This window comes from Pseudomonas sp. (genome assembly GCF_032058845.1).
Classification (GTDB): Bacteria; Pseudomonadota; Gammaproteobacteria; order Pseudomonadales; family Pseudomonadaceae; genus Aquipseudomonas.
The window spans coordinates 1-23,159 of sequence record NZ_DAMCCR010000070.1 but is presented as its reverse complement, the minus strand read 5'-3'; the positions used below and the strand labels follow the sequence as shown (position 1 = coordinate 23,159).

Sequence of the window (23,159 nt, the reverse complement as noted above, 5' to 3'; positions counted from 1 at the left end):
ACCTTGGCGGTCGCCCTGCCAGCGCTGGGCGGCAGCAGTGACGCGTTGCACCAGCGCCGGATTGCTCGGCGCCAGGTTGCTGGCAGCGCTCGGCAGCGTGGCGTAGTCGCCAGCCGAAGGCCGCGACTGAAACCAGCGGGCACCGCTCAACGGCTGGGCGATCAGCACCGAGCCGCGCACATGGCCGGCGTCATCGCGCAGCAGGCTACCGTTGGCCTGGGCCGGGAACAGCCATTGGCCCAGCCCGGTGACGAGCAAGGGATAGAGCCCGCCTGTCAGCAGGGTCAGCACTAGCAACAGACACAGCGCCGGGCGCAGATAAGACGTCATGGCAGTCTCCTCAGACCAGATTCAGGGCAGTGAGCAGCAGGTCGATCAGCTTGATGCCGGCGAACGGCACCAGCAGCCCACCGAGGCCGTAGATCAGGACGTTGCGACGCAGCAGCTGGGCCGCGCTGGTGGCATGCACCGGCACGCCGCGCAACGCCAGGGGAATCAACGCGACGATGATCAGCGCGTTGAAGACGATGGCCGAGAGGATCGCGCTCTGCGGACTGTGCAGGCGCATCAGGTTGAGCACACCGAGCTGCGGGTAGATGGCGGTGAACAGCGCCGGAAGGATGGCGAAATACTTGGCCACATCATTGGCGATGGAGAAGGTGGTCAACGCACCACGGGTGACCAGCAGCGCCTTGCCGACCTGCACCACGTCCAGCAGCTTGGTCGGATCACTGTCGAGGTCGACCATGTTGGCCGCCTCGCGAGCCGCTTGCGTGCCTTCGTTCATGGCCACACCCACGTCGGCCTGGGCCAAGGCCGGCGCATCATTGGCACCATCGCCGCACATGGCCACCAAGCGGCCTTCTGCCTGCTCCTGGCGGATGCGCGCCAGCTTCTTCTCCGGGGTGGCTTGGGCCAGCACATCGTCGACCCCGGCCTCGGCGGCGATCGCGGCGGCGGTCAGCGGGTTGTCACCGGTGATCATCACCGTGCGGATGCCCATGGCGCGCAGGGCGGCAAAGCGTTCGCGGATACCGGGCTTGACCACATCCTTGAGGTGAATGGCGCCCATCAGGCGCTCGTCGACGCAGACCAGCAACGGCGTGCCCCCGCTCTGGGCGATGCGCTCGACCTCGGCCTGTAACGAGGCCGGCAGTTGCGCGTCGGCCAGGCCGACAACCTCAAGCACGGCATCGACAGCGCCCTTGCGGTAGCGTCGCGGCCCGACGTCGACCCCGGATAGCCGGGTCTGCGCGCTGAAAGCGATGGTCTGGCACTCAGCGGCGTCGGGCTCGACGAACGCATGGGCGGTGCGGACGAACTCGGCAACCGACTTGCCCTCGGCGGTGTCGTCGCCCAACGAGGCCATCAAGGCAGCATGGGCCAGTGCTTCCGTGGTGACCCCCGGGGCGCTGTGCAAGGCGGTGCAGCGGCGGTTGCCGAAGGTGATGGTGCCGGTCTTGTCCAGCAACAGCGTCTGGACATCCCCTGCGGCTTCCACCGCACGCCCGGAGCGAGCGATCACGTTGAGCCGCACCAGCCGGTCCATGCCCGCGATACCGATGGCCGACAGCAGTCCACCGATGGTGGTTGGGATCAGCGTCACCAACAGCGCCGCGAGAAAGATCAGCGGCAGCCCTGCTCCGGAGAAACGCGCAAACGGCTGCAAGGTCACCACCACGATGAGAAACACCAGCGTCAGGCCGATCAGCAGCAGGTCGAGCGCGATCTCGTTCGGGGTCTTCTGCCGCGTGGCGCCCTCGACCAGCGCCACCATGCGATCGACGGTGGATTCGCCCGGGTTGCTGGTGATGCGCACCAGCAGACGGTCGGAGACCAGGCGCGTATTGCCGGTAACTGCCGAGCGATCACCGCCAGACTCACGGATCACCGGCGCTGATTCACCCGTGATGGCCGACTCGTTGACGGCAGCGATGCCTTCGAGCACCTCGCCATCAGCCGGAATCAGCTCACCGGCGCGGACCTCGACCACATCGCCCTTGACCAGCATGCCGGCCGCGACGGCCGAGAAGTGTCCGTCGTCACCCCGGCGGCGTGCGGTCAGTCCCTGGCTGCCGGCCCTGAGGCTGTCAGCACGGGCTTTGCCGCGCCCCTCGGCGAGGGCTTCGGCGAAGTTGGCGAACAACACGGTGAACCACAGCCACAGGGTGATCTGCACGGCAACGCCGGTACTGACGCCGTTGTCAGGGACCACGCACAGCAGCGTGGTCAACAGTGCAGTCACGGCCACCACCAGCATCACCGGTGAGCGTTTCAGTTGACGCGGGTCGAGCTTGACGAAGGCTTGTACCAGCGCTGGGCGCCACAGCGCGCGCAAACGCGTGGCCTGGCTGGCAGGGGTGCCGACATCGGCAACAGGCAAGTTCATGGTGGGTTCCTCAGAAGGCCAGGCTCAGGTGTTCGGCGATCGGCCCAAGGGCCAGGGTCGGCAGGAAGGTCAGCCCGCCCACCAGCAGCACGGTCATCAGCAACAGGCTGGCAAACAGCAGGCCGTGGGTGGGGAAGCTGTCCGCGCCGGACGCAGCGGCGCGCTTGGCCGCCAGGCTCCCGGCCAGCGCCAGCACCGGCAGGATGTAGCCGAAGCGGCCAATCAGCATGGCCAGCCCAAGCAAGACGTTATGCAGCGGGGTATTGGCGGCAAAACCGGCGAACGCCGAGCCGTTGTTGGCGGTGCTGGAGGTATAGGCGTAGAGCAGCTGGCTGAACCCATGCGGCCCAGGATTGCTCAACGCTCCGGCGGCACCCGGCAAACTGGCTGCCACCGCGCCGAGCACCAGTGCACCGACCGGCATCACCAGCAAGGTCGCGACCAGCAGCTTCACCTCCCGGGCCTGCAGCGACTTGCCCAGATAATGCGGCGTCCGCCCGATCATCAACCCAGCCAGAAACACTGCGATCAGCACGAACAGCAACATGCCGTACAGCCCTGCCCCGACGCCGCCGAAGATCACTTCACCGAGCATCATGTTGGTCAGCGCCACCAGGCCGGTCAGCGGGTTGAGGCTGTCGTGCATGGCGTTCACCGAGCCGTTGGAGGCTGCCGTGGTGGTCACCGCCCACAGCACCGAAGCCGTCGTGCCGAAGCGCGATTCCTTGCCCTCCAAAGGCGCACTCTGTTCGACCAGGGCACTGGCCAACGCCGGGTTGGGCTGGTACTCGGCCCACAAGGCCGTCGCGCCGCCGAGCAGGAACAGCGCCAGCATGCAGCCGAGAATCGCACGGCTTTGACGCAGGTCTTTGACGTAATGGCCGAAGGTAAAGACCAGCGCGATGGGGATGAGCACGATGCTCACCAGTTCGAACAGGTTGCTCCAGGCGCTGGGGTTTTCGAACGGGTGTGCCGAGTTGACGCCGAAGAAACCGCCGCCATTGGTGCCCAGTTGCTTGATCGCTACCTGACTGGCGACCGGGCCGAGGGGCAAGGTCTGGTCACTGCCCTGAAGGGTAACGGCCTGAATCTGGTCGATGAAGGTCTGCGGCACGCCCTGCCAGATCAGCAGCATGGCCAAGAGCAGGCTCAGCGGCAGCAGGCCGTAGAGTGTGGCGCGGGTCAGGTCGACCCAGAAGTTGCCAATGCTGCTGGCCGAGCGCCGTGCGATGCCGCGGCACAGGGCAACCAGCACGGCCAGGCCGGTGGCGGCGCTGACGAAGTTCTGCACGGTCAGTCCGAGCATCTGGCTGAACACGCTGAGCGACGCTTCGCCACTGTAGGCCTGCCAATTGGTGTTGGTCACGAAGCTCACGGCCGTATTGAAGGCCAGAGACCACGACTGCCCTGGCAGGTGCTGCGGGTTGAGGGGCAGAACACCTTGCAGGGTGAGAACGGCCAGCAACAGCGCCAGCCCAGCCAGGTTGAAGGTGACCAGCGCCAGGGTGTATTGCTGCCAGGTCTGCTCACGGCTTGGATCGATGCCCGCCAGGCGATAGCCAGCCCGTTCAAGCGGGCTCAGGACTGGGCTCAGCCAGGTACGCTGGCCCTCCATCACACGGTGGTAGAAACGTCCCAACCACGGTGCGGGCAGCAGGACCAGCAGGAAGAAACCGAGCAGTAGTGCGTAGTCATGACTGTGCATGGCCACTCCTAACTGCGCGTGGCGCGCAGCAGCGCCACCAGCAGGTAGACCGCCAGCCCAAGGGCCAGCAGCAGTGAAAGGGTGTCAAGGATGGACATCGATCGATTCCCCGGGATGATGGCGTTGAGTGCCTTGGGGAAATTGTCTGAGGAAGGGGCGTAAAGGGGCGAGCGTGATTGCCGGGCTGGCGCGTAAAGAATCCGTAAAAACAGCGGCCTGAACAGCGCGAGCCGGCGCTGCCCGGTGGGTCTGCCCCGGGCAGCGGGCGGCGCTGTCACATCACCTCGGATGCGCGATGATGAGCGTGGCAAGGCTCAGTCAGTGGCGCGTGCTGCCGGTCTACTCCGTCTGCCGTGGCGTGCCGCTGCTGGTCGGGTTGCGACTCCAGTCGAGCAACAGGCTATAGCCCACCGCCAGCAACGTGGGGCCGATGAACAAGCCGATGAAGCCGAAGGCGATCAACCCGCCAAATACCCCCAGGAGCACGATCACCAGCGGCAGGTTACCGCCGCGGCTGATCAGGTAGGGCTTGAGCACGTTATCGACGCCGCTGATCACGAACGTGCCCCAGATCCCGAGGAACACGGCCATGCCGTACTCGCCCTTCCAGGCCAGCCAGGCAGTGGCCGGTAGCCAGGCCAGCGGCGGGCCCATGGGGATCAGGCTGAGCATGAAGGTGACCAGGCCCAGCACGATGGCGCCGGGTACACCTGCAATGAGAAAGCCGATCAGGGCCAGCACCGCTTGCGCCGCCGCCGTGCCGATCACCCCGTTGACCACCCGCTGCACGGTGCCGGCGACCAGGTCCAGGTAGTAGCCGGCGCGCTCGCCGACCAACCGTTGCAGCAGCCGCAGTACGAACGCCGCCAGGCGCGGCCCGTCGCGGTAGAAGAAGAACACGAAGACCAGGCTCAGGTTGAGTTCGAGGATGCCGCCGCCGATCTGCGCACTGCGGGCCAGCAGCCAGTTGCCGGTCTGGCCCAGATAGGGCTTGACCGAGGCCAGCAGCGCGGGCCCCTGCTGATCGACGGTGTCCCACATGCCAACCAGCCGCTCACCCACCAGCGGGATGGCGCCCAGCCAGGTCGGCGCCTCTGGCAGGCCATCGACCTGAACGTCACGGACGAACGCAGTGGCATCGCGGATGTGATCGGCCAGGTTGAAGCCCAGCCACACCAGCGGCAGCACCGCCACCACGATCCACGCGCCGGTGAGAATGCCAGCGGCCAGGGTTTCGCGACCGCCCAGCACCCGGGTCAGCAGGCGCATCAACGGCCAGCTGGCAAACGCCAGGATGGCGCCCCACAGCAGCGCGGAAATGAACGGCGCCATGACCCACAGGCCAGCGCCCAGCAGGGCCAGCAACAGAATCTGCACGAACAGACGGTCATGGTTGGGCATGGACGGGATACTCAGCGGATCAGCTCCAGGTGCAGCCCCTCGGTGGCGACATCGCCGACCTCGAGCCGTGCGCTGCGCACGCCGGCCTTGATCAGTTGCTTGCGCCAGGCTTCAGCCTCGGCGCCGCTCAAGGTGGCGCGCAGGGTGCTGTCGAGGTTCAGGCTGCGCCCGAGCAGGGTGACCCAGGCCGGTTGTGGCTCAGCCAGGTCGGGGTAGTCCAGCTTGCCGGTGTCGCGCATCTCGCGCAGCACCGTGGCGGCGGTCGGCAGCAGTTCGCCCAGTGGCGCCGCCGCGACGAATTCCTCGACGTGCAGGTAAGCGCGACGATTGCCACGGGTGACGCTATACAGCGCGACCAGGGTGTCGGCCTCTTCGGCCGAGCGGCGCAGCAGAATGAAGGCTTGTTGTTCGTCGCCGCCGTTGAGCCGCGCGTTGGCGAACACATCGTTGGCCCACAGACTGGCCTCACCGCAATCACGGCCCTGGCACCAGAACAGCGGGTAACCGCCCTCACCCTGCAGCGCTTCGCGCGCCTGAGTGAAGGCCTCGCGGGCACTGCGCTCGACCGGCAACTCGTAGGTCAGCGAGCTGACCTGCCCGCGGGCCTCGACCTTGTCATCGACGCGCAGGCGGCCGCTGATCTTGCGCAATGGGCCCATGGGGTAGACGCGTTCCTGTTCCACGGCTGGGCGTTGATCGACGACGGTTGCGTCCTGCGGCACTGGCAGGCTTGCAGCCATCAGCCAGGGGCTGGACAACGCGAAGCACAGGCCCAGGGCGCTGCGCACGGAAACGGTAGCGCTCATCGGCCACCCTCACGGCCCAGGGGGCCGGAATGACGTGTTTGGATGTTTGGCATGGAAACGACTCTCTCCCTAGTCAGCCCGGCAAGCCTCGGCACTTGCCGGGTGCAAGTCAAGGAAAGCCAAAGAAGCGATTGAAACAGTCTGCAACAAGGCCTGCGCTCACGGTGTCGTTCAGGTGCAGGTGATGCCCCCCTGGCAGCACGTTCTGGGTAAAGGGTAGTTGCTCGAGCAGCGCAGTGTGGCGTGCCAACAGGCCCTCGCCCGCCACCACCAGGCAGACCGGGCACTGAACCCGGTGCACGAAAGCCAGCGCCTGCGGCTCGCTCAGACGCATCGGCGACGGGAGCGTCAGGCGGCTGTCGCTGCGCCAGCTGTAGCCTCCCGGCACCGGCATCAGGCCGCGCTGGGCCAGGTGTGCGGCGGCCTCCTGACTGACCGCCACCATGCCGCTCATGCGTGCCCTGACACCTTCTTCGATCGTGCGATAGACGGTTTTCGGGCGGCCCTCCCGGCGTAACTGGGCAGTCAGCGCCATGCCAAGACGCTCGGCGGCATCAGTCTGCGCGCCGGTGGGGGGTACCACGCCATCGATCAGCGCCAGATGACTGACCCGCTCGGGCAGTGCACCGGCCAGCTGCACGCTGATCACTGCGCCCAGCGAATGACCGAGCAGCGCAAAGCGCTTCCACCCCAGCTGCTCGGCTACGCACAGCACATCGAAGGCGTAGTCGGCCAACGCGTAGCTCGCCCCAGGCGGGCGGTGTGCGGAATGACCGTGCCCGGCCAGGTCCAGAGCGACGATACGCAAGCCACGCAGCTGCGGCGCCAGGTGAACGAAGCTGTTGGCGTTGTCCAGCCAACCATGCAAGGCAATCACCGGCAGACCGTCGGCCGGCCCGAATAGCTGCGCGGCCAGCTCGATGTGGCCAAGATTCAGGCGGACTTCTTCAGCACCGGCCGTCATCCGTGCCCCCAGCGCGCCAACAGCGCCCTGAGAAGCGCAGCAGTGTCAGCCGGCCGCTCCAGTGGAAACATGTGCCCACCCGGAAGGCAGTGATACTCGCCCCGGGGCAAGCCACGCATCGCCCAGCCGTGATGCCGCCGCACCACTGCGCTGGCGGCGCCCCGCACCAGCGCCACGGGCAAGTGCAGCTGGCGGGCAGGCTTGGGGCTGATGTGCGGGAGGGTGCGATAGATGCTGATTTCCGTGGCGGGGTCGAAGCGCAGCTGCAGACCCTGCTCGGCAGCTTGTAGACCATGCTCCAGGTAGGCCTCGAAGCAGTCGGGGTCGAACGCGCGGAACAACGTCTTGCCGGCGAAGTAGGCACGGGCGCTGTCACGGTCCGGGAAAGCTGCACGCCGTCCCAGGGTGCGCCCGGCCGGGGTGATGCGGTCGATGAATCGCAAACGCTTGGCCAAGTGGATCATCCATTGATCGGCGCGGGTCAGCAGCGGTGAATCCAGCATGACGATGCCGCGGTAGAACTGCGGCGCACGCAAGGCGGCGTGCAGGTGCAGCAATCCACCCAGTGAATGCCCAACGCCCCACACAGGCGCCGTCTGCAGGGCCAGGTGGTGGAGCAGTTCGGCGACCAGTTGCTGCCAGTTGTCATCGACGGGAAAGCGCGGGTCGTGCGCATGCTGGTCGAGGTGGCTGACCTCGTAATCGGAACCCAGCGCGGCAAACAGTTTGCCGTAGGTGGCCGAGGGGAAGCCATTGGCATGAGCGAAGAAGATGGGCTGCGGCATGGCGCCAGGTCCGGACACGGAGGGGTGGCCCATTGTCGGTGGCCGCTCACGCCGCGGCAACGTCCAGAACGGTCATTGCCCACGCCGATCAGGTCAGTCAGGTTTCGTCGAAGCTGAGCAAGGAGCGCCTCAGGCAGGCCTGCATGTAAGCCACCTGAGCCAACAGCGCATCGCGGGCCAACGCCTGGTCGGGGCGTTCCAGCGCGCGCTGGCGCAGTGCCAGGCAACTGCTCTGCAACAGATGCGCCATGCGGCCGCTGATCACGCGCAGCTCTTCGAGGTCTTCGAGGTCGTCGAACTTGCGAATCAGCTGATCGAGTCGAGCGTTTGCACAGTCTTGCAGGATCCGGTACTCCGCGAAATCAAGCGGCTGGTGGTTGTCCACTTTTGCCATCGTGGGTTGCAGTTGCGCCGAACCCACCAGTTGCAGATACCGAATGCTCATCAAGACGACTTCCCTGGGCTCTGCCCTAGCGTTGTAGGCAAAAACTAGCAAGGGAGGCCTTGTAGCGGCAACTGACAAAAATGTCAGTTGCGTGCCATTCAGCAGTGGTGAATGGCCTGGAGCGTCATCAGCCCTGGCAACGGCCAATCGCCTTGCAGCTGGGCAAGGCTGGCCGTGCCCATGGGCGTGGGCGGGTGCCGTTGTCCGTGCTGCAGCATCGCCACCAGGTTGCCCACCAGCGGCTGGTGGCTGACCAGCAGCACCTCTTCGAGGCCCAGGCGTTCCAGTTCGGCGACGACCTGCTCGACCTCGCCATCGGGCGTCAGCCAGTCCACGGTGATCACCGCATCAGCCGGGCTCAGCGCACCGTGCACCAGCGCCGCCGTCTGCTGGGCGCGCACATAGGGGCTGGCCAGAATGGCCTGCAGCGGCCGGCCATGCAGGTGCGCGGCGCTGTGCAGGACCTGCTCGCGGCCATGGACGGTCAGCCGGCGCTCGGCATCGCTGTTGGCCCGTGGCTCGGCCTCACCATGACGCATTACCCAGAGCTTCACGGCTTGGGCGCCTGGTCAGGTGCCGCTTGCACGACGTGCGGCGCTTCGCCTTCCGGCGCGCGTGGGCTCGGCCAGTCGGCGAACGGCCAGGGTTTCTGCTCGCTGTGGAAGGTGCCGAAGCGGCCGATCTGCGCCAGGTACTGGCTCAGGCTGTCGCCCAGGTTCATCACGCTGGCGCTCGGCGCGCCGTAGATCAGTCGATAGATCAGCTGTACCAGCACCAAGGCGCCGAGCAGCACCTCGGCCAGTTGCCAGACCAACAGGAAGACCAGCATCCACAGCACGCGCAGCAGAAGCGATTCGCGTTGGCTGTGTTCCGGGGTTGCGCTCATGTGTCACTCCTTGGATCAGTTGAAGCCGTCGATCGAAATGAAGTCGACGTCGGTCTTGGGTTCGGCGCGCATCAGGTGCTCGATGACCTGGTCCAGCGTACGCCCTTCAAACAGAATCGCGTGCAGGCCCGCGACCAGGGGCATGTAAACCTGCACCTGTTCAGCCTTGGCCTTGAGCACCTTGATGGTATTGACGCCTTCAGCGACTTCACCGAGCCGCTCGACCGCCTCAGCCAGCGACAAGCCCTGCCCCAGTGCCTGACCCACCTGGTAGTTACGGCTCTTGGGCGATGAACAGGTGACGATCAGGTCGCCGACGCCGGCCAGGCCCAGGAAGGTCATGGGGTTGGCGCCCTGGCTGACGGCAAAGCGGGTCATCTCGGCCAATGCGCGGGTGATCAGCATGCTCTTGGTGTTTTCGCCCATGCCCAGGGCAGCAGCCAGGCCTGCAATGATCGCGTAGACGTTTTTCAGCGCCCCGCCCAGCTCGACGCCAAAGCGATCGTTGCTGGCGTAAACGCGGAAGGTACGGCCATGCAGCACCGCCTGCACCTCTTGGCACAACACCTCGTCTTCGCTGGCCACCACGGTGGCGGTGAGTGCGTGCTCGGCAATCTCGCGCGCAAGGTTGGGGCCCGACAGCACACCAATCCGCGCCTGAGGGGCGATTTCCTCGACGATCTGGCTCATGAGCTTGAAGCTTTGCGCCTCTATGCCTTTGGTCAGGCTGATCAGGCCCTTGCCGCCGAGCAGCGCCGCGTGCGGGGCCAGCACGGTACGCAAGGCACTGGACGGCAGCGCAATGAACATCAGCTCACAGGCCTGCAAGGTGGCAAGCAGATCGCTGACCGGCTGCACGCCGTCATGCAGGCGAATGCCTTTGAGGTAGCGCGGGTTCTCCCGATTGACGCGCATGGCTTCAGCCTGCTGCGGATCACGCATCCACTGGCGCACCGGCACGCCGTTTTCGGCCAGCAGATTGGCTACGGCGGTGCCGAAGCTACCGCCTCCAAGCACCGCGACAGGTTGCTGTTGGGTCATATTTCATCCATCAAAACAGTGAGTTGATTGCGCCACGCGCATTATACGGGCGGGCTCTTGCACCACCAGCGCTACTTGGCGGCCACGCCACGCCAGCGGGTTCACTGGTAAAAGCCGCGCGGTGGTTTACCATAGCCGGCTTGCCCCTGAATCAAGGCTGCCCCGTGCTCCCTGGCCTCCACGCACTTTGCTCGCTGTGCACAGCCCTTCCGGGCGGCATCGCCGTGTCTGCCGGCCAGCATGGGCGTGTGGGGCGCCTGTTCGAACCTGTGACCGCGCTGGCGGGCAAACAATCCCACGCCTTCGCGTCTGGCACTGGCGATAGGCCCGTCGCCACCGTTTCAAGGCGCACGACTGGCGCGTGCGAGCGCCCCCTCGCCCTGGCCAGCGTCGAGGTGCACCCGTGATGGCGCGCGCGTTGCGACTGCTACTGCTGTGCCTGTTCCCATGGGTCAGTACCTGCGTCGGTGCCAGCGAGGTACTGCTGATCGGCGCCGACTCCCAACCCAGTTATCGCAGCTTCACGGCCGGGCTGCAGGCGCGGCGCGCAGGCGACACCGTGGCGTTTCGCAGTGTGCGACAGATGCCTCGACCGGGCGCGTTGTCGTCTGATGTGCGCCTCATCCTGCTGGACCGCGCCGCCCTCGACTGGCGCCTGGGGGAAGCGGCCGGCCCGACCGCACTGGTGCTACGGGTCAACCGTGTGCAGGCGCAGCAGCGGTGGCCGCACGCTCGCCCCGCCTTTCTCAGCCTGTTGTGGAGTGATCCGTCGCCGGTGCGTCAGCTGCGCCTGATCCATTACCTGCTGCCCAAGGCGCGCCGGGTCGGGGTGCTTTACAGTGCGCGCAGCCGTTTCCTGCTCGATGAACTGCACCCGGTGGCACGCCAGCTGGGCTTGCAGATCGTGCCCCAGGCCTGGACCGGCCCGCGTGACAGCCGCGCCCTGCGCGAGGTGCTGGCCAGCAGCGATGTGCTGCTGGGCCTGGATGATCCTGAGCTGTACAACGCCATCACGGCGAAGAATCTGCTGCTGAGCAGTTATGCGCGCCAGATCGCGCTGGTGGGGCCTACGGCGGGGTTTGTGCGTGCCGGCGCGCTGGCCAGCACCTACAGTGATCAGACCGATTGGCTGGCCGTGCTCGACCAGTTGCTCGATCAGCCGCCCGCGCACTGGCCGCGCAGCCTTTACCCGAATCAGTTCGGCGTCAGCGGCAACCAGCAGGTGGCCCGCACGCTGGGGTTGCAATCGATCGACTCGACGACGGCCGCCCTGGTGATCGAAGGAACCCCGAATCCATGAGCAAGCGCCTGAGCTGGGACATCCACACCCGCACCCAGATCATCAGCCTGGGCCCGGCGCTGCTGCTGACGCTGCTGCTGATCGGCTTCTTCACCTTCGTGCGCCTGCAGGACCTGCGCCAGGAACTCAACCACACCGGCCAGCTGATCGCCAACCAATTGGCACCTGGCTCGGAATACGGCGTCATCTCCGGCAACAACGACATGCTCGAAAGCCTCATGCGCGCCACCTTGAGCATTCCGCACGTGCGCTTTCTCGAAGTCCAGGACAGCCGCAATCACATTCTGGTGTACGTCGAGCAGTCGGACGAAAGCATCAGCCGCGCGCAGCGCGTCGAGGTGTTCCAGGCACCGATCCGCCTGCAGCAGATTCGCCTCGACGATGACTTCCTGCAGTCAGGCAGCACGCCAAGCGTGGGCGACGACTATCTGGGTCGGGTGATCGTCGGCATGTCCGACGACGCGTTCAGCGAGCGTCAGCAGGAAATGGTCATCAAGGCGGGCATCCTCGCCCTGGGTGCGCTGCTCTTCACGTTTTTCCTGGCGCGGCGGCTGGCCACCGGGCTGTCGAGGCCGATCAGCGACATGGGCAATGCCGTGCGCGCCATTCAGCAAGGTGACTTCACCGCTCACGTGCCGGTGGTCGATGACAGCGAGCTGGGGCATCTGGCGGCGCACATCAACAACCTGGCCTTTGCACTGGAACAGGCCAGTGACGAGCAACGCCAGGCGATGGCCCAGATGGCCCAGGCACGTGAAGAAGCAGAGCAGGCAAACGGCGCCAAGTCAGATTTCCTGGCCATGATGAGCCATGAACTGCGCACGCCGATGAACGGTGTCCTGGGCATGCTGCAACTGCTCGACACCACTGAGCTCACCGCCGAACAGGCCGAGTACACCAGCGTGGCCAGCGAATCGACCGGCCACCTGCTCAAGGTCATCAACGACATTCTTGATTTCTCACGCATCGAACGCACCACGCTGCAGCTGGAGGCCATCGACTTCAACCTAGGCGAGCTGCTTGGCAACTGCGTGCACGCGTTCCAGCACAGCGCCGAGCAGCGCGGCCTGAACCTGCGCCTGCAAGCCTCGGACAGTCTCGGTGCGCTGCAGGTGGTAGGCGATCCCACGCGCATTCGGCAGATACTGCTGAACCTGATCGGCAACGCCTTGAAGTTCACCGAGCGGGGTGAGGTGGTGATCGAGGCCAGCTGGCGCCAGGTCGAGCAACGGCAGATTCATTTCACCTGCTCGGTGCGTGACACCGGCATCGGCATCGACAGTGACCGCCTGGAAACCATGTTTGTGGCGTTTCAGCAGGCCGACAGCTCGATCTCCCGACGCTATGGGGGCACCGGCCTGGGGTTGTCGATCGCCCGGACGCTGGCCGAACGCATGGGCGGCGCGTTGCACGCACAGAGCCGCCAGGGCCAGGGTTCCACCTTCACCCTGGCAATCCCGCTGGCCCTGTCGCAACTGCCCACGCTGAGCACGACCCCGCCCTCCCCGGCTACGGCATCGGGCGCCGACCAGCCGATCCTGCTGGTCGAGGACAACCCGGTGAACCGCAGCGTGATCGAGGCGATGTTGCGCAGCCTGGGCTTCACGACCTGCCTGGCTGGCGATGGCCAACAGGCCCTGGAGCAGGTTCAGCAACAGGCCTTTGCGGCAGTGCTGATGGACTGCCGCCTGCCGCTGATGGACGGCTACGAGGCGACCCGGCGCATTCGTGCGCTGGAGACAGGCGGCGAGCTGCCGATCATTGCCCTGACCGCCAACGCGCTGCAGGGTGATCGCGAACGTTGCCTGGCAGCCGGGATGAACGACTACCTCAGTAAACCGCTCAAACGCACCGAATTGCTGGACGTTCTGCAGCGCTGGCTGCCAGAGCGCAGCGTGCCGGGTAGCGATTGATGTAGAATTGCTTCACGCTTAATGTTCGGCCAAACACTGGACAGGACCGCCGCAGATCCTGAAAATGCACGTTTCAGTGAACACCTGTACTTCTTTGCCGGGTGCACTGTGACTTTCACTACAACGCAATAGTCTACCTGTAGGCTGCCGCCCCGGAACCTCCTGGTCTTCAGGGGTTGGCCGGGAAGATTCGTCCCCTGCCACAGGGGGTTATTGAGGAGCTCGCATGACCAAACAAAACGCCTTTACTCGGGAAGACCTGCTGCGCTGCAGTCGCGGTGAGCTGTTCGGCCCAGGTAATGCGCAACTGCCCGCCCCCAACATGCTGATGGTCGATCGCATCACCAACATCAGTTCCGAGGGTGGCAAGTACGGCAAAGGTGAATTGGTCGCCGAGCTGGATATCACGCCTGACCTGTGGTTTTTTGCCTGCCATTTCGAAGGCGATCCGGTCATGCCGGGCTGCCTGGGCCTCGATGCCATGTGGCAGCTCGTCGGTTTTCACCTGGGCTGGCAAGGCTTGCCTGGCCGCGGCCGGGCCCTGGGTTCGGGTGAAGTGAAGTTCTTCGGCCAGGTGCTGCCTACCGCGAAGAAGGTCACCTACAAGATCGACATCAAACGCGTTCTCAAGGGCAAGCTGAACATGGCCATCGCCGATGGTTCGGTCAGCGTCGATGGTCGCGAGATCTACACCGCCGAAGCCCTCCGGGTCGGCGTGTTCACCTCCACTGACAATTTCTAAGGGTCATTCGCATGCGCCGCGTCGTTATCACTGGTCTGGGCATCGTTTCGTGCCTGGGCAATGACAAAGCTACTGTTACCGAGAGCCTGCGCCACAGCCGCCCGGGCATTCGTTTCAACCCCGAATACCAGGAACAGGGCCTGCGTAGCCACGTTTCCGGTTCCATCGACCTGAACCTCGAAGAGCTGATCGACCGCAAGGTGTTCCGTTTCGTCGGCCACGCTGCGGCCTATGCCTACCTGGCAATGCAGGACGCCATCAAGGACTCGGGCCTCACCGACGAGCAGGTGTCCAACCCGCGTACCGGCCTGGTGGCCGGTTCCGGTGGCGCCTCCACGCTGAACCAGATGGAAGCGCTCGATACCCTGCGCGAAAAAGGCGTCAAGCGTGTCGGTCCGTACCGCGTCACCCGCACCATGGGCAGCACGGTATCGGCCTGCCTGGCCACTCCGTTCAAGATCAAGGGCATCAACTACTCGATCTCCTCGGCATGCGCCACCAGCGCTCACTGCATCGGTACCGCGCTGGAGCAGATCCAGTGGGGCAAGCAGGACATCGTCTTCGCCGGTGGTGGTGAAGAAGAGCACTGGAGCCAGTCCTTCCTGTTCGATGCCATGGGCGCGCTGTCGACCAAGCGTAACGACTCCCCCGAAACCGCTTCGCGCGCCTACGATGCCGACCGTGATGGGTTCGTCATCGCTGGCGGCGGCGGCATGGTCGTGGTCGAGGAACTCGAACACGCCCTGGCCCGTGGCGCCAAGATCTACGCTGAAATCGTCGGCTACGGTGCGACGTCGGATGGCTACGACATGGTCGCACCGAGCGGCGAAGGCGCTATCCGCTGCATGCAGCAGGCGCTGTCCACCGTCGACACCCCGATCGACTACCTGAACACCCACGGCACCTCGACCCCGGTCGGTGACATCGCCGAGATCAAAGGCATCCGTGAAGTGTTCGCTGACAAGGCCCCGCCCATCAGCTCGACCAAGAGCCTGTCCGGCCACTCGCTGGGCGCTGCAGGCGTGCACGAGGCGATCTACTGCCTGCTGATGATGGAAAACAACTTCATCGCCGGCTCCGCCAACATCGAAGAGTTGGACCCGGCGGTCGCTGACCTGCCGATTCAGCGCACCACGGTCGAGAACGCGAAGATCGACACCGTGATGAGCAACAGCTTCGGTTTCGGCGGGACCAACGCCACCCTCGTCCTGAAGCGCTGGACCGGCAAGTGATTGCCTGAGCAACCACTGAAAACGCCCCGACTGGTTCGGGGCGTTTTCGTTTCTGCGCTCGGGCCTTTGTGCTCAGCGCGCCTTGGGCAGGACGTCGAGGAAGTTGTCGCGCGCCACCTTGTTCGCCACGGCCTGCGGCAACGCATCGAGAAACGGATCGAACCCATGCAACTGCTCACCCAGGCTGGAAAAGCGCCCCACCACGTCCGAGCCGAGCATGAAGCGGTCCGGGAAGCGCTCGACCAGCGCTACCCAGCCCTGGCGAGGCGTGCCGTGCTCATCCAGCAGGTACGGCTGCAGAACGCTCCAGGACAGGTCCACATAGAGATTCGGGTAGGTCTCCAGTAGCCGAGTCAGGGTTGGCAGGAGGAACTTCATCTGCGTCTGGTGACGGTGGATTTCCAGGCTGCTGCCGGCATGCGCCCAGATGAAACGGGTACGCGGGTGATCACGCAGCGGCTCTTCGATTTCCTCCAGGTACAGCGTGTTGCGCTCGCGCTTGGAGGTGATGTTGGAATGCACCAGCACCGGCAGGTCACGGGTCGCAGCCAGCGCGTAGATCAGGTTCATTGCCTCGTTGTTGGCGCGAGGCGTGTCACCACTGGTCAGTGCCGTCAGGTCGTCGTGACGGGTGAACACTTCGCCAATGCCCTGCCACAGCCCCGGATAGAGGTCGAGCATGCGCTCGATGTGCTTGACCGAATTCTTGTCCACCGGATTGAAACCGCTGAGAAACGGATGGAAGCGCTTGCGCTGCTCGGGGCTCAGCGCCTGCAGCGCCGCCGCCACATACACGTCCGTGGCGCTGTACCAATAGGCACTGGCGTCGTCCCCGGCATAGTAGCGAGGGCGCTTGGGTTCGTCCTCATGCCACTTCTTGGCCACCGGAATGCCAGAGATCATCGACTGCTCGATCCCGGCCTGGTCCATGGCCTTGAGTAGCGCAGGCATGCCTTCGCTTTCCTGGAAGAAGTCGACGTAATGCAGGTGAGCATCGCTGTAGCGATACTCGCGTGCCTCGCACAAGGGCAGCAGCAGGCTGGAACACACCAGGGCGGCGAGCGCACGGGCAATCATGGGGGGCTTCCTTCATCAGATTGAAGCCCGATAGACCCATGCCTGCAGTGAAGGGTTCAGCACTGCCCTGCCCTACACCCGGCTGCACGAGGGCAGCCTGCGGTGCCGGGCAGGAGAGGCAGTGACTATCGGCTGAAGACTTCGTCCAGCAGGTTGTACATCGCAGTGAAGGCGCGCTCGGAGACTTTGCGGTTGTACTGCGTCTTGCCTGGCACATTGGCCTCCGGGTCGGTGAACGAATGCACCGCACCGCCGTAGCTGGTCAGTTGCCAGTCGACGTTGGCGGCAGACATTTCGGCTTCGAATGCCGGCAGTTGCTCGCTCGGCACCAACGGATCCTGCGCGCCATGCAGCGCAAGGACTGCACCCTGTATCTGCCTGGCATCGTCGGGCACCGGAGCGTCCAGCGTGCCGTGAAAAGAGATCGCGGCGCGGATGTCTGCCCCGCTACGGGCCAGGTCCAGCGCGCAGCAACCTCCGAAGCAGAAGCCGAACGCTGCCACCTTGCCCGGCGCCAGCAGCGCGCGTGACTGGCCGAGCAGTTGTGCCAGCGCCTCGTTCATGCGCGTGCGCAATTGCTGGCGATCATTCTTCAGCGGCGTCATGGCAGCGACGGCTTCGTCAGCATTGCTCGGTCGTACGCCTTGACCGTACAGGTCCGCCAGTAGCACCACATAGCCGCGGCTGGCGACTTCCTTGGCAATGCGCTCGGCGCCTTCGGTGATGCCCATCCAGTTCGGCGCCATGACCAGCGCGGGCTGTTGCAACGCGCCTTGGGCATAGACCAGGCGGCTCTCGAATGCCTTGCCCGACGCGTGGTACGTCAGTGATTCGATGATGACCTTGCTCATGCAGTTCTCCTCAAACCCTCACCCGGGCCGGCGCGCAGTGCGCGGCCCCATGAAAAAAGCCCGCCGAGGCGGGCTTTCGTGCTAGCGCATCAACTCAAGCAGACAACTCGACCAACAGCTTGTTCAGACGGCGCACATAGGCAGCCGGGTCTTTCAGGCTGTCACCGGCGGCCAGGGCCGCCTGGTCGAAGAGGATGTGCGACAGTTCGGCGAAACGGTCTTCGCTCTGCTCGTGATCCAGCTTCTCGATCAGCGGATGGCTCGGGTTGAATTCGAAGATCGGCTTGGAATCGGGCACCTTCTGCCCGCTGGCCTCGAGAATCTGGCGCATCTGCAAGCCCAGGTCCTGCTCGCCGATGGCCAGGATCGCTGGCGAATCGGTGAGGCGATGGGAGACGCGCACTTCGGCAACGCTCTCGCCCAATGCGGCTTTAAGGCGCTCGACCAGGCCTTCCTTGTCTTTGGCGACTTCTTCCTGGGCCTTTTTGTCCTCTTCGGAATCCAGGGTACCCAGGTCCAGGTCACCCCGGGCGACATCCACGAACTGCTTGCCGTCGAACTCGGTCAGGTAGCTCATCAGCCACTCGTCGATGCGGTCGGTCAGCAGCAGCACTTCGATGCCTTTCTTGCGGAAGACTTCCAGGTGCGGGCTGTTCTTGACCTGCGCGTAGGACTCGCCAGTGAGGTAATAGACCTTGTCCTGGCCTTCTTTGGCACGGGCCAGGTAATCGGCCAGCGATATGCTCTGCTCGCCGCTGTCGTCCTGGGTGGAGGCGAAGCGCAGCAGGCCGGCGATTTTTTCCTTGTTGGCGAAGTCTTCGGCTGGGCCTTCCTTCAGCACCTGACCGAAGTTCTTCCAGAAGCCCTTGTATTGCTCAGGCTCGTTCTTCGCCAGTTTCTCCAGCATGTCCAGCACGCGCTTGGTCAGCGCGGTTTTCATCGAATCGATGATCGGGTCTTTCTGCAGGATCTCGCGCGAGACGTTCAGCGACAAGTCATTGGAATCGACAACGCCCTTGATGAAGCGCAGGTACAGCGGCAGGAAGGATTCGGCCTGGTCCATGATGAACACACGCTGTACGTACAGCTTCAGGCCACGCGGCGCTTCACGCTGATACAGGTCGAACGGTGCACGGGCCGGCACGAACAGCAGCGAGTTGTATTCGAGCTTGCCTTCGACCTTGTTGTGGCTCCAGGCCAGCGGGTTCTCGAAGTCGTGGCCGATGTGCTTGTAGAACTCCTGGTATTCCTCGTCTTTGACCTCGGTGCGCGAGCGGGTCCACAGCGCGCTGGCGCGGTTGACGGTTTCCCACTCCTCGGCCGGCGACGCTTCGCCTTCGGCAGCTTCAGGCTGCTCCTTGGGCAGCTCGATCGGCAGCGCGATGTGGTCGGAGTATTTCTTGATCACGTTGCGCAGGCGCCAGCCGTCAGCGAACTCGTCTTCAGCGGCCTTTAGGTGCAGAACGATACGCGTGCCACGCTGCGGTTTTTCGACATTGGCGACTTCGAAGTCGCCCTCGCCCTTGGACGACCAATGCACGCCTTCAGAGGCCGGCTGACCCGCGCGGCGGCTGAACACGTCGACCTTGTCAGCCACGATGAACGCAGAATAGAAGCCCACGCCGAACTGACCGATCAGGTGCGAGTCCTTTTTCTGGTCGCCCGTGAGGTTCTTCATGAAGTCGGCAGTGCCGGACTTGGCGATGGTGCCCAGGTGAGCGATGACGTCCTGACGGCTCATGCCGATACCGTTGTCTTCGAGGGTGACGGTATTGGCGGCCTTGTCGAAGCTGACGCGGATCTTGAGGTCGGAATCGCCTTCCAGCAGCTCAGGCTTGGCCAAGGCCTCGAAGCGCAGCTTGTCAGCGGCGTCGGAGGCGTTGGAGATCAGCTCGCGCAGGAAGATTTCCTTGTTCGAGTACAAGGAGTGGATCATCAGGTGCAGCAGTTGCTTCACTTCGGTCTGGAAGCCCAGGGTTTCCTTTTGAGTCTCTACACTCATGGTCTTCAAAACTCCAATCGATTGGCGGGGGGTCGCCGTGAGCGCCAAGGGCTGCTTTCAGGGCGGGATGACAAGCAGATGGGGGCTGGGCCGGCCATTTCAAGGGCCGAAGCAGCGATCGGCAAGGCCAGCTCGCGACCGAGCAGCGAGCAGCCTGGTGCTGATCAGATTCAGGAGACCGCATCGTCAGTGGCCACATCGCATAACCCGTTAGTGCCTCATCGCAATAAGCGCTGAGCTGATAAGACCTCTTCGCGTGTTTTTACGACGCTGCAGTAGATATCTGCCAGGACGGTGGAACTTCTTTCGCAGGTCACAACTCTTAGCAACAAGTCACTTATTCCACCAATGGAGATACACAATCATGCGTAAACCTTTTGCTTTTGCTCTGATGCTGGCCGCCACCATGGGCTTGGCCGCTTGCGATAAAGCGAGCGAAGACAAGGCTCAGGATGCACAACAACATGCTGAGAAAGCCCAGGAAAAAATGGGTGACGCTCAGGAGAAAGTCAACGAAGCCAACAAGGAAAACGCCAAAGCCGCTGCTGATCAGGCTGAAGCCCAGCAGAAGGCCGCTGAAGAAGCGCGCGATGACTCTGCACCGACCAATACCCCACCAGGCAGCGTGCCTGCTGAGCCTGCCAAACAGTAATTGTTCGGCGGTAATAAAAAAACCCGGCACTGCCGGGTTTTTTTATGCGCGGATTTTGTAGGCCAGTTGTTTACGACTGCTCTACCGCGCTCTCTTTGCTCGCCTCCGCAGGTGCACTTTCGGTGGGCGTAAAGACCATCACTTGAAGTACATCGGAATAGAACTCGCGGCGGTAGAGAATCAGCACTACGCCAACCGTGGTCAACATGAACATCCATGGGCTGATGAACCACGTCAATAACGCCATGGCGAAGTAATAAGCGCGCAAGCCGAGGTTGAACTGGTTGGCCGCCAGCGATAACACGCGTGCAGCCCGCGCAGCGAACGCCTTGCGTTGCAGTTCACTGACCTGCCGCTCGCCGATCATGGGCGCCGAGCCCACCAGTACCGCCGCAAAATTGTATTGGCGCATGCACCAGCTGAAGGTGAAGAAGGCGTACACGAACACCATCGCCAGGCACAGCAGCTTGATCTCTGACATGCCCTGGGTTGCCGGCTGAACCATGGGGATGTCGGCCAGCAGCGATAGCGCCCGGTCGGAGGCGCCCAGCACCGTGAGGATACCGGCCAGGATGATCAGCGTGCTGGAGGCGAAGAACGAGGCGTTGCGCTCCAGATTGCCAATCACACTGGCATCGGCAATGCGGTTGTCGCGCAGCAGCATGCGGCGCATCCAGTCTTCTCGATACAGGTGCAGCACGCTCGCCAGGCACGCGGTGTCGCGCGCTTTCCAGATGGCATAGCGCGTATAACCGCCCCAGGCTAGGGCGAACCAGCAGACAGCGAGCAGATGGCTCAGATTGTTTTCAACAAAGTTCATGAAGAGTCCCGAACGATGAACGGTGCACAGGGTAGACCGCTGTTCGACGCCTCGCCATGAGAAAAGGCACGTGCGCCACGCGTTTTGAAGCCAAAAAAAACCCCGCAGGTCAATGCGGGGTCTCGGGCTTCGAACAAGGCGCTGGCTCAGTGCTTGTGGCCGCCATGCGCCGACCTGAGGGCAATCAGGCCAGGGCTTCGCGAGGCCGGCCCAGCACGCGATCGAGCGCAAAGCACAGCACCAACGCGCCTACCGACGGCACTAGCCAGGCAAGGCCCTGGTCGCTGAGCGGCAGGTTGGCCGCAAATTCCGGCAGGTAATGCGCCAGCCCGCTGCCTTTTATGGCATCGATGACGCCGAACAGCAGCGATACCAGCATGACCGGCCCGAGCACCCGAGCAGGCGAATTCCACAGCTCCTTGACGAAGCTCAGGGCCACCATGACGATGCAGGGCGGGTAGATGGCTGTCAGTACCGGGATCGAGAACATGATCAGCTTGGTCAGCCCCAGGTTCGACACCAGCAGCGAGAAGCCGGCCAAAATCACCACCAGGGTGCGGTACGACAGTGGCAGGATCTTGCTGAAGTACTCGGCGCAGGCACAGGTCAGGCCCACGGCAGTGACCAGGCAGGCCAAGGCGATCAGCACGGCAAGGAAGCCGCTGCCAAGCGAGCCGAACGTGTGTTGCACGTAGGCATGCAATACCGCCGCACCATTGCTCGCGCCCATGGCGATGGCATGGCTGCCCGAGCCCAGGCGGAACAGGCTGATGTACACCAGGGCCAGGCCCACACCCGCGATCAGGCCGGCGATGATGGCATAGCGCGTGATCAGCTGAGGCGACTCGACACCGCGCGAGCGGATGGCATTGACGATCACGATGCCGAAGACCAGCGCGCCCAGGGTGTCCATGGTCAGGTAACCACTGATGAAACCCTGCGAGAAGGGCGCCGCCACGTAGGCCGGTTGCGCATCGCCAATGCTGCCAGCGGGCAAGGCAAAGGCAGCGATACCCAGCGCAGCCAGGGCGATGATCTTCAGCGGTGCCAGGAAACGGCCGACGGTGTCGAGCAGCTTGCCGGGGTACATCGACACGGCCAGCACGATCAGGAAGTAGACCAGGCTATAGATGAACAGCGCCAGCGGACTCTCGCCGGTCAAGGGGGCTACACCCACCTCGAACGACACGGTTGCAGTTCGTGGTGTAGCGAACAGCGGGCCGACCGACAGGTAGCACACCGCTGCCAGCAAGCCACCGAAGAACTTGCCGATCGGGCTGCTCAGGGCATCCATACCGCCGCCGACCTTGGCCAGGGCGACCACGGTAATCACCGGCAAACCGACGGCTGTAACCAGGAAGCCCAGCGCTGCCATCCACACATTGGGCCCAGCCTGCAGACCGACGATGGGCGGGAAGATGATATTGCCTGCGCCCACGAACAGGGCAAATGTCATGAAGCCAAGCGCCAGGATGTCCTGGCCTTTTAAAACTTTCATTTAGGGAAGTACCACACTGCTGAAATCGGGATTCGAGAAGGGATCGCCCTGGGGATGAGGGAAATGCTGCCCGGCGTGATGAGCCAGACCCGTTTAGCGTGTCGGTCCCTTTTGGGGATCGGGCACAAAATGGCGCGTAGGTTACCGAATTTACCGGGAAAACACACGGCGCCATGCGGCCACGTCCGATGAGCGACTGTTCTTGTCGTTTAAACGACTCGATAGGTAGGAAAGTTACCTGCTGATAGCCCAGGCGTCTGTACGAATATTCTTATGCTGTTGATCGCGTGGATTGATCGATTGGCCAGAAACACAAAAACCACCCGAGGGTGGTTTCTGTGTTGCAAGGGAGAAATCAGCGTATCAGTGCTTCACTTCCCAGCCAGTCAGCTCGGCCAGGGCCTTGCCGATGTCTGCCAGCGAACGCACGGTTTTCACACCGGCGTCTTGCAGCGCAGCGAACTTCTCGTCCGCAGTGCCTTTGCCGCCAGAGATGATGGCGCCAGCATGGCCCATACGCTTGCCTGCAGGGGCAGTAACGCCCGCAATGTAGGAAACGACAGGCTTGGTGACGTTGGCCTTGATGTAGGCAGCTGCCTCTTCTTCAGCCGAACCGCCGATCTCACCGATCATGACGATCGCTTCGGTCT

The 23,159-nt window shown here is 63.8% G+C and carries 22 protein-coding genes and 1 pseudogene; 5 read left to right on the top strand and 18 right to left on the bottom strand.

Features of this window, described 5'->3' with window-relative positions; all coding sequences use genetic code 11:
- The 12 genes from RT028_RS14085 to RT028_RS14030 form a co-directional block, all read right to left on the bottom strand.
- The coding region (locus tag RT028_RS14085) for a potassium-transporting ATPase subunit C (protein ID WP_312935741.1) at positions 1-330 on the bottom strand (330 nt) is incomplete at its 3' end.
- A gap of 10 nt (positions 331-340) precedes the next feature.
- Entirely contained in the window at positions 341-2,389 is a 2,049-nt protein-coding gene (gene kdpB, locus RT028_RS14080) for a potassium-transporting ATPase subunit KdpB (RefSeq protein ID WP_312935739.1), read from the bottom strand.
- Between the two features lie 10 nt (positions 2,390-2,399).
- Positions 2,400-4,094 carry a potassium-transporting ATPase subunit KdpA gene (kdpA, locus tag RT028_RS14075; protein WP_312935737.1) on the bottom strand — a complete coding sequence of 565 codons (1,695 nt, stop codon included), beginning with the start codon at positions 4,092-4,094 and terminating at the stop codon, positions 2,400-2,402.
- A gap of 8 nt (positions 4,095-4,102) precedes the next feature.
- Positions 4,103-4,192 carry a K(+)-transporting ATPase subunit F gene (kdpF, locus tag RT028_RS14070; RefSeq protein ID WP_312935735.1) on the bottom strand — a complete coding sequence of 30 codons (90 nt, stop codon included), beginning with the start codon at positions 4,190-4,192 and terminating at the stop codon, positions 4,103-4,105.
- A gap of 241 nt (positions 4,193-4,433) precedes the next feature.
- Positions 4,434-5,495, bottom strand: coding sequence for an AI-2E family transporter (locus RT028_RS14065; RefSeq protein WP_312935733.1), 1,062 nt, complete (start codon positions 5,493-5,495; stop codon positions 4,434-4,436).
- Positions 5,496-5,506: 11 nt separating this feature from the next.
- Positions 5,507-6,301 carry a DUF4892 domain-containing protein gene (locus RT028_RS14060; protein WP_312935731.1) on the bottom strand — a complete coding sequence of 265 codons (795 nt, stop codon included), beginning with the start codon at positions 6,299-6,301 and terminating at the stop codon, positions 5,507-5,509.
- A 109-nt stretch (positions 6,302-6,410) separates the two neighbouring features.
- Positions 6,411-7,265 carry an alpha/beta fold hydrolase gene (locus tag RT028_RS14055; RefSeq protein ID WP_312935729.1) on the bottom strand — a complete coding sequence of 285 codons (855 nt, stop codon included), beginning with the start codon at positions 7,263-7,265 and terminating at the stop codon, positions 6,411-6,413.
- Positions 7,262-8,050 (bottom strand): alpha/beta hydrolase, encoded by a 789-nt coding sequence (locus RT028_RS14050; protein ID WP_312935727.1) that lies wholly within the window; start codon positions 8,048-8,050, stop codon positions 7,262-7,264. The genes RT028_RS14055 and RT028_RS14050 overlap by 4 nt, the downstream gene beginning before the upstream one ends.
- A gap of 97 nt (positions 8,051-8,147) precedes the next feature.
- Entirely contained in the window at positions 8,148-8,495 is a 348-nt protein-coding gene (locus tag RT028_RS14045) for a hypothetical protein (RefSeq protein WP_312935726.1), read from the bottom strand.
- Positions 8,496-8,593: 98 nt separating this feature from the next.
- Complete coding sequence (gene sixA, locus RT028_RS14040; protein ID WP_312935724.1) at positions 8,594-9,049, bottom strand: phosphohistidine phosphatase SixA; 456 nt, start codon at positions 9,047-9,049, stop codon at positions 8,594-8,596.
- A complete protein-coding gene (locus tag RT028_RS14035) occupies positions 9,046-9,381 on the bottom strand; it encodes a DUF4389 domain-containing protein (protein ID WP_312935722.1) in 336 nt (111 codons plus the stop codon). Before RT028_RS14035 ends, sixA begins: the two co-directional genes overlap by 4 nt.
- A 15-nt stretch (positions 9,382-9,396) precedes the next feature.
- The gene (locus RT028_RS14030) at positions 9,397-10,422 is read right to left on the bottom strand and encodes an NAD(P)H-dependent glycerol-3-phosphate dehydrogenase (RefSeq protein ID WP_312935721.1); all 1,026 of its coding nucleotides are present in this window, start codon (positions 10,420-10,422) and stop codon (positions 9,397-9,399) included.
- Between the two features lie 406 nt (positions 10,423-10,828).
- Here RT028_RS14030 and RT028_RS14025 point away from each other — a divergent pair, with 406 nt between their 5' ends.
- The 4 genes from RT028_RS14025 (at position 10,829) to fabB (ending at position 15,609) form a co-directional block, all read left to right on the top strand.
- Positions 10,829-11,722, top strand: a complete 894-nt coding sequence (locus RT028_RS14025; RefSeq protein ID WP_312935720.1) for an ABC transporter substrate-binding protein — start codon at positions 10,829-10,831, stop codon at positions 11,720-11,722.
- Positions 11,719-13,635, top strand: coding sequence for an ATP-binding protein (locus tag RT028_RS14020; RefSeq protein WP_312935718.1), 1,917 nt, complete (start codon positions 11,719-11,721; stop codon positions 13,633-13,635). The genes RT028_RS14025 and RT028_RS14020 overlap by 4 nt, the downstream gene beginning before the upstream one ends.
- A gap of 226 nt (positions 13,636-13,861) precedes the next feature.
- Complete coding sequence (fabA, locus tag RT028_RS14015; protein WP_312935717.1) at positions 13,862-14,377, top strand: 3-hydroxyacyl-[acyl-carrier-protein] dehydratase FabA; 516 nt, start codon at positions 13,862-13,864, stop codon at positions 14,375-14,377.
- An 11-nt stretch (positions 14,378-14,388) separates the two neighbouring features.
- Entirely contained in the window at positions 14,389-15,609 is a 1,221-nt protein-coding gene (gene fabB, locus RT028_RS14010; protein ID WP_312935715.1) for a beta-ketoacyl-ACP synthase I, read from the top strand.
- A 72-nt stretch (positions 15,610-15,681) separates the two neighbouring features.
- On the opposite strand, the gene RT028_RS14005 is transcribed toward fabB, so the two are convergent.
- The 3 genes from RT028_RS14005 to htpG form a co-directional block, all read right to left on the bottom strand.
- The gene (locus tag RT028_RS14005) at positions 15,682-16,686 is read right to left on the bottom strand and encodes an amidohydrolase family protein (protein ID WP_312935713.1); all 1,005 of its coding nucleotides are present in this window, start codon (positions 16,684-16,686) and stop codon (positions 15,682-15,684) included.
- A 125-nt stretch (positions 16,687-16,811) separates the two neighbouring features.
- On the bottom strand, positions 16,812-17,537 hold the full coding sequence (locus tag RT028_RS14000) for a dienelactone hydrolase family protein (RefSeq protein WP_312935711.1): 726 nt from the start codon (positions 17,535-17,537) through the stop codon (positions 16,812-16,814).
- A gap of 94 nt (positions 17,538-17,631) precedes the next feature.
- A complete protein-coding gene (htpG, locus tag RT028_RS13995; RefSeq protein ID WP_312935709.1) occupies positions 17,632-19,539 on the bottom strand; it encodes a molecular chaperone HtpG in 1,908 nt (635 codons plus the stop codon).
- Positions 19,540-19,903: 364 nt separating this feature from the next.
- Between htpG and RT028_RS13990 the strand changes: the two genes are divergently transcribed.
- Positions 19,904-20,191: a hypothetical protein gene (locus tag RT028_RS13990; RefSeq protein WP_312935708.1), complete on the top strand. Its 288-nt coding sequence runs from the start codon at positions 19,904-19,906 to the stop codon at positions 20,189-20,191.
- 70 nt (positions 20,192-20,261) lie between these two features.
- Here RT028_RS13990 and RT028_RS13985 read toward each other — a convergent pair whose 3' ends face one another.
- From RT028_RS13985 to RT028_RS13975, 3 genes and pseudogenes are all read right to left on the bottom strand, one after another.
- Positions 20,262-21,011, bottom strand: a complete 750-nt coding sequence (locus RT028_RS13985) for a DUF599 domain-containing protein (RefSeq protein WP_312935706.1) — start codon at positions 21,009-21,011, stop codon at positions 20,262-20,264.
- A 184-nt stretch (positions 21,012-21,195) separates the two neighbouring features.
- Positions 21,196-22,509: a branched-chain amino acid transport system II carrier protein gene (brnQ, locus tag RT028_RS13980; RefSeq protein ID WP_312935704.1), complete on the bottom strand. Its 1,314-nt coding sequence runs from the start codon at positions 22,507-22,509 to the stop codon at positions 21,196-21,198.
- A gap of 363 nt (positions 22,510-22,872) precedes the next feature.
- A pseudogene (locus RT028_RS13975) lies at positions 22,873-23,159 on the bottom strand (succinate--CoA ligase subunit alpha); the annotation flags it as partial.